At 48.8% G+C, this 9,192-nt stretch carries 5 protein-coding genes; 1 reads left to right on the top strand and 4 read right to left on the bottom strand.

What is annotated here, in order from left to right:
* Window positions 1-77 precede the first annotated feature (77 nt).
* The 4 genes from B3D59_RS08395 to B3D59_RS08380 form a co-directional block, all read right to left on the bottom strand.
* Window positions 78-929: a sirohydrochlorin cobaltochelatase gene (locus B3D59_RS08395; protein WP_286818948.1), complete on the bottom strand. Its 852-nt coding sequence runs from the start codon at window positions 927-929 to the stop codon at window positions 78-80.
* A 1-nt stretch (window position 930) separates the two neighbouring features.
* Window positions 931-4,014, bottom strand: a complete 3,084-nt coding sequence (locus B3D59_RS08390; protein WP_286818946.1) for a type I restriction endonuclease subunit R — start codon at window positions 4,012-4,014, stop codon at window positions 931-933.
* A gap of 239 nt (window positions 4,015-4,253) precedes the next feature.
* The gene (locus B3D59_RS08385) at window positions 4,254-5,564 is read right to left on the bottom strand and encodes a restriction endonuclease subunit S (RefSeq protein WP_286818949.1); all 1,311 of its coding nucleotides are present in this window, start codon (window positions 5,562-5,564) and stop codon (window positions 4,254-4,256) included.
* A gap of 13 nt (window positions 5,565-5,577) precedes the next feature.
* Window positions 5,578-7,965 carry a type I restriction-modification system subunit M gene (locus tag B3D59_RS08380; protein WP_286818945.1) on the bottom strand — a complete coding sequence of 796 codons (2,388 nt, stop codon included), beginning with the start codon at window positions 7,963-7,965 and terminating at the stop codon, window positions 5,578-5,580.
* A 337-nt stretch (window positions 7,966-8,302) separates the two neighbouring features.
* Here B3D59_RS08380 and B3D59_RS08375 point away from each other — a divergent pair, with 337 nt between their 5' ends.
* Entirely contained in the window at window positions 8,303-8,905 is a 603-nt protein-coding gene (locus B3D59_RS08375) for an NUDIX hydrolase (protein WP_286818944.1), read from the top strand.
* The last annotated feature ends 287 nt before the right edge of the window (window positions 8,906-9,192 follow it).

Here is a 9,192-nt window from a genome sequence, read left to right as displayed (position 1 = left end):
CAATCCAGGGGGGCCATGCTCATAATAGCAAGCCTGCACCTATGACCGGGATAAACAGCTTCTTCATTGGGTTTTCCTTAATAATGCTTCATAATATCGAGTGCCCGTTTGAGTCTTTGGCAGAAAAATTGGATGCACTCTTTTCTGAATGCAAGTCCCTTGAAATATTCCTGGGCCCCGCAGGTGATGGCGGGGCAGTCCACTTCCATTCCCATTGCTTCAAACGTGCTGCGCCAGCTCTCCTGCTCACCCATCAGGTCATCTTCCACATGTGTGCCGGCCAGAAACATCATGGGGATCAGGCGAATCCGGGTAAAATGTGTCCGTGCATGGTCTTTTTTGATCCGGCCGGCAACGCTTTGGATATTGGGAACCCCTTCAACCGTGGCCGCATAAACATTGTCATACATACCTGAGACAAGATGACTGATGCCTATATATATCATGTTCACCGGATCTGCCGCCAAAGGTGTGCCGTGCAGGGCAAGCAGGTTGATCTGGTTGTTCCCGGTAAGAAAATCCGCTGACACCTCTTTCAGGACGTCTTCGATGAAATTCCACCGGTGGCACATGGTTTCACCCACGATCACCCGTAACCCGGGGAAATATAAAGACGACTCCCGGACCTGTTGATACTCTGTGCCGGGAAAAACCTGCAGGGGCTGAACAACGGCTTTGCGATACCCGTCAGACTCCACTTTGGCCAGGGTTTCCAGAAGACTTGGCAGCCCTCTTTTCCTGCGGATGATCTCGGATGTATATGCCCAGTATATCTGATGGTCGGCAAAATTTTCGGCAAGCTGGGCTTCAACTTCGTCCATGGCTGCCTGCCCTTTGGAAGAAGAGCCAAATGTTGCAATAATAATTGCCGGTTGATCTTGAAGTTTCGGCAGCCGCAATTTGCGGCCGATGTAACCATACTGATGCATTTTATAATACCTCCACAATTTGTCTTAAACTTTGCTGCATGGCAGACTTGAATGCGGTATCGCCTGCCAGAAGTTTGTAAAGTTCCAGTTCCTCCCGTCGTTTTTTGAGCATGACATCCTCAAAAATTTTTTGAAATGCCAAAATTCGGGTCTGGGCATCCGGATTGTTTTTATATTTGTCATTAAAGTCAGGGTGGGCCTTGATGCTGTCTGCGATGCTCAAAAATTTTATCCGTTGCTCCTGGGGGGTTGCGCTCCAGCCCTGGAACCAGCGTTCATTGAAATTGCGGATGATTTCATCCAAGGGATCATGCTCGTCATCCCCGCCGTGGGCACCTCGGGGATTTGGGTTCTGGGGCTCAACGATGATCTCTTCCTCATCCAGACGGATGGGGTGGTTTAATTTCACCCGCTGCAATCCATAGGAAGAGAGGTCAACCGAGTTGAGCAATTCATCAATTTCATCGGCCTTGGGGTCTTTGACGATTAATTTGGGGATTAAAAATTTTAGAAACCAGAATAATTTTTCCCATTCGATAATCTCAAAGGGCATGATGGCGGCCATCTGCCCGTAAATTTTGACAAACTGCTTGGCCTTGATCTTAAAGTCGGCCTTGTCTTGGTCTTCAAGTCCCAGTCCTTTGTTAAACCGATCTGCTGCAACATCAATAAAGGGGCTTAACTGCTGGGCATCGGCGTTGTTGAAATAGAGGACCACAAATTCTTCCACCTCCTGCTGTTCATAGACGCCCTGTCCATCCAAGGACTCTTTGAGCTCATGCAGGACATTGACATCCGTGGCCCGGGACAGGCTTGTGGCGGTATAGAAACGGTCAAAGGCGGTTTTGATATCTTCCACACTGTTGAAAAAATCGAGGATAAACAGATCTTCGGTCTTTTTGCCTAAGCTTGGTGCGGACCGGTTCAACCGGGACAGGGCCTGGACCGCCAGGACATCCTGCAGTTTTTTATCCACATACATGGCAGACAGCTTGGGCTGATCAAACCCGGTCAGATATTTGTTGGCCACCACCAGCAGGCGGTAATCCTCCCCATCAAACCGGTCCCTGGTTTCGCCGTCGCTGAATCCGTTCATCAGGCTTTCGGTATATTCAATGCCGTCCACCGCCTTGGCGCCGGAAAAGGCTATCAGCACCTTGCAGGGATTGCCCTTTTTATCCAATAGCCGGGTGACGGCGTTGTAATACCGGACGGCTGCTTCAATATTCTGGGTGATAACCATGCCCTTGGCTTTGCCTTTAAGCTTTTTGGCGTTCACCACCTGGGGGATAAAGTGGTCAAGGATCACCTCGGCCTTGATATCGATGGTCTGCTGGTGGCGTTCCACATAGGCACGCAGTTTTTTCTGGGCTTTCCGGGTGTTGAACAACGGATTATCCTGTATGGATTTCTGGATTTCGTAATAGCTTTTATAGGTGGTGTAATTGGCCAGGACATCCAGAATAAATCCCTCTTCAATGGCTTGTTTCATTGAATAGAGGTGGAAGGGCTTAAATTGCCCGTCAGCCTGTTTGACGCCGAACTTTTCAAGGGTGCTGTTTTTGGGGGTGGCGGTAAAGGCAAAATAAGAGGCATTGCCCCGCATTTTTCGTTCGGCCATGGCTTTGAGGATTTTGTCCTGGGCGTCCGGCACCTCATTTTCGCTGCCCCTTTCCTGCTCCCTTACACTGCCCATGGCCCGGTTCATATTGTCATGGGCAGAACCGCTCTGGGAGCTGTGGGCCTCGTCAATGATCACGGCAAAGTTTTTTTGGCTCAGATCACTGATCCCGTCCAGGATAAAGGGAAATTTTTGAATGGTTGTAATGATCACCTTTTTGCCCTGTTCCAGGGCCGCTTTTAAATCTGCGGCCCGGTATGCCGGGGCAATGATGTTTTTGACTTCGCAAAATTCTCTGATGGTCTCGCGCAACTGTTTATCCAGGAGACGCCGGTCCGTGACCACGATCACCGAATCAAACAGCGGGCGCTCCGGGTCCTTTGCGCCGGGGACCAGACCATGTTGCGGATAGGTCTCGATGAGCTGGTAGGCGGCCCAGGTGATGGAGTTGGATTTGCCGGACCCGGCCGAATGCTGGATCAGACAGGTCTGTCCCACCCCGTTCTCCGCGGCGTGGTCCACCAGTTTGCGCACCACATCCATCTGGTGGTACCTGGGGAAAAACAAGGTCCGTTTGTTCAGCGGATCTTTGGCTTTGCCGTCCAGGCGTACAAAATGCTCCAGGAGATTGGCAATGCTGGCCTTGCTGAACACCTCCTCCCAGAGGTAGGCGGATTTATGGCCGTTTGGATTGGGGGGATTGCCCGCACCCTGGTCCTGCCCCTTGTTAAAGGGCAGGAAAAATGTGGAGGGTCCGGCAAGTTTGGTGGTCATATAGACCTCATCGGTATCCACGGCCATATGGACCAGGCACCGGCCGAACTGCAGCAGGGGCTGTTTGTTGTCGCGCTGGGTGCGATACTGTTTCTGGCCGTGGCATCTTGCGGTCTGGCCGGTCCAGGGGTTCTTCAATTCCAGGGTGGCAAAGGCAAGGCCGTTGATAAACAGCACCAGGTCTATGGATTCACCGGGGTTGTCCAGGCAGTAGTGGACCTGTCTTGTGGCACTGAAGACATTGCTTTGAAACTGTTCTTTTACCCGAAGGGCGGAGCTTGCCAACGGCGCCGGATAGAACAAGGAAAAATAGGCATCATCCACGCCCAAGCCTTTTTTGAGCAGGTGCAAAAGCCCCTTGGTTTTGATCATCCGGTCCAGGCGCTCAAGGATCTTTCGCTGCCATTCATCGTTGTCCGGCTGTTTCAGTTTTTTAAGTTCTTTTTCCTGGGTGTTTTCAAGAAAGGCCCAGAATTTTTTTTCATCCACGGCAAATCTTGGGTTGAAATACTGGGGATATCCGATCTCATATCCATGGTGGGTGTCAAAAGGGGTGCAGGTTTCCGCCACTTCGGCCAAATCCTGGGCTGCGGTTTTGAACTCACCTGATTTGAGGTCTTCGAGGCAGGTGCCGGTCAACTTTTTTTCAATGGCAGTTTCCAGGGCCTGTTCATTGGTGTGGCTGACCATGTGACACTCCTTTCTTTAAACAGCTTTAATTTTTATTTAAAACCATGAAGAGCATGAAGGACATGAAGATTGATTTTTCGATATATATTCTTCATGCTCTTCATGTTCTTCATGGTAAAATAAAATACTCAATAGGCTCATGCTCAAAATAGAGACCCCGCCTTATCGAAAAAAGCAATTTGCATTTTTTACAAATTCCTTCTGTCATTGACGTATGCTTTTGTCGTCACTCCACCACTTTATTCTCTGCCGTCCGGTACCTTGATTTTTCCGGTCACGGCAGCGTTGATCAGGGTGGCCTTGTACTCTTTGAGCTTTTCAATCATCTGCTCCTGTATGGCTATGGCCTGGTCTATTTTGGCGGATTGGGTCTGGATGTGGTTGACAATTACTTTTTGTTCGCCAACAGGCGGTAATATTGTCAATAATTGTTTAAATTCGTGCCAGTAAAGCCGTTTTCTAAAATCCGTGATCCCCTTTGAAAATCGATCCATTTGTTGGATAAATATCGGACAGCGATATTGATACTCAAAGTAAGAGGCGTGTAGGGTTTCTTTCGGCGTTGCAATAATATAGGCTGGACTGACCATCCCCGTAACCTTGGCTGCTCCAATGGCCCCCTGCCATGCTCTCATCATGTTAAAAACAATATCATTGGGTTTGACGAGGTTATATTTGGTCTTATCCTCAATTTTTACACGACCACGAATATTTTCTTCCTCACTAACCTCATCATCAGATATGCCTGAATGGATGGAGACTGAAAGCAATGGTAAATCATCCTGCCCAGGTTCCACACGCTCTTTGAACAATGTTCGATTGGCAACTATATTCCAATGCGCCGGTACCTGCCCAATCCATTCCACACCTGAATCGGCCATGGGAACATTGGGATCAAGGCCTTTTGTCACCGCAGTCTGAATTAAGATCTGCTTGCGCTCTTTGAGAAGCCGGATCTGCTCCTCCTTGATGGCAACGGCCTGGTCGATTTTTGCGGTTTTGCAGTCGAGGAAGTTGGCTATGGTGGTTTGTTCTATCTTTGAAGGGAGAGCAACAGGAAAGATGTGTAAAAATTCAGATGGGACTCGTTTTTGACCGGCTGATCCTGTCATCATTCGTTCGCCCAGGTTCATAAATAAATGGGATTTCGTGAGGTGGTATAAGAAATTTGAATTGGAACAATTTTTTTCCCTCAAGACATGAAATTCTGTCGAACCTATACCCAATCTCGTTGGCATTTTATTTAAAAATGCACCTTTTTTGTTTTCAAAACAGGGGGTTATTTTTGCAATTATCACATCATTTTTTTTAAAAGATGTAAAACCATTAATGAGATCGTGTAAATACCCTTTTGTTGAAAAATCTACCTTGCCATCCGCACCTACTTTTTCCATAGGTAAAAAACAGACTGTTTCATTGGCTTTTTTATCATTGGCGCTTAATGAAGGGTTTATATAAGCTATATTTTTTAGTCTGAGTATTTCCCAATGTTCAGGAATTTTTCCAATCAATGTCACCCCGGAATCCTTATAAGCCTCATATCTCGGCATCAAAGGCAAAAGATCAGTCATGGTTCACCCCGTCAAATCCCAGAATCTCGGCAATCAACCCCTCGGCCCGGTTCTCCAGGTCCAGGATGTCTTGGGCCACCGCTTCCATGGAGCGCAAGGGTTTATGGCGGTAGAAGTATTTATTGAAACTGATCTCATAGCCGATTTTCACCGAATCCATATTGATCCAGGCTTCGGGCACATGGGGGAGGACTTCCGTCTTGAAAAATTCGTGGATATCCCCTTGCAGGGGCACGGACTCATGGTCCCGCAGATCCGGGCAGGGTTCAAACGTCCGGTACTCTCCCTTTTTGTCCGGCACAGGATAAAAACCAAAGTCCGGCAGGTCCTTCTGCCGACACCCCAGATGATCCAGCAGGGTTTCAAAGTTGTCTCCCGACAGTTTGACCTTCTTTTTGACCACCCTGCGGGCGGTTTCATCGTACCGGGACACGGCAGTTAAAACGGCTTTTTTCTCCGGGGCCGACAATTTCAGGTTCAAAGTTTTCAGGGTGGCATCCACCTGGGACGTAAAGCGGTTGAAATCCTTGGATTCATCTTGGCCCATGGCATCCATCAGCTCTTGGGCCGCGTCAATCAGGGCTTTTTGCTTTTTCCAGACACTCAAACTGAACAGTTTTTTGCGGCTCTTTGTGTTTAATGCAATGCCGTTGTCCTGGCAGAAGGCCAGGATTTTTTTTTCATGATCCCCAAGAAACCCTTTGGTATAAACGTCATCCCCCCACTGGGCATAGATCCATGCCATGGGAACGGCAAAGGCCTTGTCAAAACGCAGGGGGGCAATGCGCGCTTCCGTAAACTGTGCCGATCTTCTGTCCGGCCGCTCAACGGCGACCTTATAATATCCAAAGTCCCTGTTTTCAAACACTTTGGCCGCAATGCCGGTATCCTCGCCGTTTTTATCCTGTACCGGTTCAATGGGCTGCATCCCGGCACAGGCCCCGGCAATCTGCCGGATATGCTCAGCGGAAAACTCGCAGTTTTTGTTCCCCAGGTTTTTTCTCAATTTCTGAAAACACCTGGATGCGTCAACCAGCAGGACCTTTCCTCGTTTGCCGTCACACTTGTTGTTGGACAAAAGCCAGATATAGGTGGTGATGCCGGTGTTGTAAAACAGGTTATTGGGCAATTGGATAACGGCTTCCAGCAGATCGTTCTCAATGATGTGGCGGCGGATATTGCTCTCACCGCTTCCCGCATCCCCGGTGAATAGGGAAGAGCCGTTGTGAACCGAGGCGATGCGCGACCCGAACACGTTCTGGTCCGGTGCCTTCATCTTGCTGACCATCTCCATGAGGAACAGAAGCTGGCCGTCGCTGGACCGGGGTGCGGCGTCCGCCTCCATAGGTTCGCCCCAATAATTTTTCAGGGTCACCTTGAACCGGGGGTCAATGATGTTGGCTCCGTCCTTGATAAATTTTTGCTCACTGGCCCAGCTTTTCCCGTAGGGCGGATTGGAGAGCATGAAATCAAAGCGCGTCCCTGAAAATTCATCCGTGGAAAGGGTGGAGTTGGGGCGGATAAAGCCCGGATCATTTCCCTTGATCATCATGTCTGATTTGCAGATGGCATAGGTTTCGTCATTGATCTCTTTGCCGTACAGGTAAATATACCCGTCATCGGCCTGCCGTCCTGTTTCCCGTTTAATAAACGCCTGGGATTCCGTGAGCATGCCACCGGACCCGCAGGCCGGGTCATAGATGGTGATCACCGGTGGCATCCGGTCCTTTACCGGTTCAAAAACCAGGCGGGTCATTAGCTCAATCACTTCCCTGGGCGTAAAATGCTCGCCCGCCTCTTCATTGTTCTCTTCGTTGAATTTGCGGATCAGCTCTTCAAACACATATCCCATGCCCAGATTGCTTAACGGCGGCATGGGGTTACCGTCGGGGTCGGGCTTTTCCTGGGGGGTGAGGTTCAGATAAGGCGATGTGAATTTTTCCAGGACATCCAGCAGCACGTCCTTGGCCGCCATATGGCGGATCTGGGCCTTGAGGTTGAATTTTTCAATGATCTCCTTAACGTTGGCGGAAAATCCAGAAAGATACTCCTCCACATTGGCTTTTAAAACCTGCTGGTTGTTGCCGGCCACGGCGAACAGCTTTTTCAGGGTCCATTTGCTGGTATTGTAAAAGACAAAGCCTGCGGCATCTTCAAGGCCCTTGCCGTCCAGCTCCACCAGCCCCATTTGATTTTTTTGAAAGTCCACTTCCCTGAGAACGGCTTCCTTGGACGGTTCCAGCAGGCTATCCAGGCGTCGCAGCACCACCATCGGCAAAATAACATCCCGGTATTTTCCCCGGACATAAATGTCCCTGAGACAGTCATCCGCAATGGACCAGATAAAGGATACAATCTTGTTGTGTACAGCGTGATTCATTTGCTTTTGCTCCAGGCGGGCCGTATGTTAAATAATTGGGCCGGAATGAAAATAAATGCCAATTGATTCCCGGCTAAACGTTTATCATTCGCCAGTGGATGAGTACAAGATTTAATTTTACCACAAAGACCACGAAGATATCAGCGTACTGACAAATGCGTCCAAAAGAGCTTAACCTGGGAGCACGGGCGGATATAAAAAAGAGGGCAAGTTATTTAGGGGATATTCCCAATTGTTTTACTTCAAAGATTTCCTTTGATAAGGGTTTGTGATAATAAAATTGTATAAAGGAGAAAGTCAACGAGTTAATTTTTTGTAAAAAATGGAAGATAGATCAGTGAAGTCAACAAAATTCTGCACCCAGTGCGGCCATCCCATAACCCGGCAAATCCCCCAGAACGATGACCATGTCCGCGCGGTGTGCTCCTCATGCGGCCATGTTCACTATGAAAATCCCAAAATGGTTGTGGGCACGATTCCTGTTTTCCAGGACAGGATTTTAATGTGCAAACGCAATATCGACCCCCGAAAAGGGTGCTGGACCCTTCCTGCCGGATATCTTGAAAATGAGGAATCCGTCCAGCAGGGTGCAGTACGTGAGACATTGGAGGAGACCCGGGCCCAGGTTCGAATTTTATCGCCCTACAGGATGTTCAATATCCTTTTTGTGGACCAGATTTACATGATGTTTATTGCTGAACTATTATCCCAGGACTTTGGCCCTACCACGGAAAGCACTGATGTTCGCCTGTTTTCCCAATCAAATATCCCATGGAACGAAATTGCCTTTGACGTGATCCGTCAGACCTTGGAAGACTATTTCACGGACCGCAAAAATGCCGGAGAACATGAATTTAACCCTGAGGCTTTCATGTTCAAGATCAAAGACCTTGAGTTTTCACCGTTCAATGGGGGTGTGCTATGTCATAAGTCATTTTAATTTTGGTCTGCAAAGATATATAATTTGATATCCGGGAGTTTTCAGTATTTACCAGCTAATACAGCCACGGTATGACCTGATCTATCAAAATCCAGGCACCTTTCTTTCATCCCCCCAACAATGGCCTCCACCCCGGAAACTATATCCAATAACTCCCCGGTAATTGCTCCCTGTCGAGTGGTGCGGAACTCAGACTCAAGGAGATTATTAACTAAGCGGGTCAACGATGCGTCCGATTAGCGCATCCCCCACGGGGACGCTCAATACTGTGCCTTACGGAACCGCGG

The organism is Desulfobacter sp. UBA2225, from assembly GCF_002348205.1.
Lineage (GTDB): Bacteria > Desulfobacterota > Desulfobacteria > Desulfobacterales > Desulfobacteraceae > Desulfobacter > Desulfobacter postgatei.
Note: the sequence above shows the minus strand (reverse complement) of the source record. Positions and strands in the feature narration are given on the sequence as shown.

Bases quoted from the DNA above. Each gene is read 5' to 3' on its own strand.
- B3D59_RS08395 (WP_286818948.1), bottom strand. From the start codon at position 929: ATGCATCAGTATGGTTACATCGGCCGCAAATTGCGGCTGCCGAAACTT.
- B3D59_RS08390 (WP_286818946.1), bottom strand. From the start codon at position 4,014: ATGGTCAGCCACACCAATGAACAGGCCCTGGAAACTGCCATTGAAAAA.
- B3D59_RS08385 (WP_286818949.1), bottom strand. From the start codon at position 5,564: ATGCCGAGATATGAGGCTTATAAGGATTCCGGGGTGACATTGATTGGA.
- B3D59_RS08380 (WP_286818945.1), bottom strand. From the start codon at position 7,965: ATGAATCACGCTGTACACAACAAGATTGTATCCTTTATCTGGTCCATT.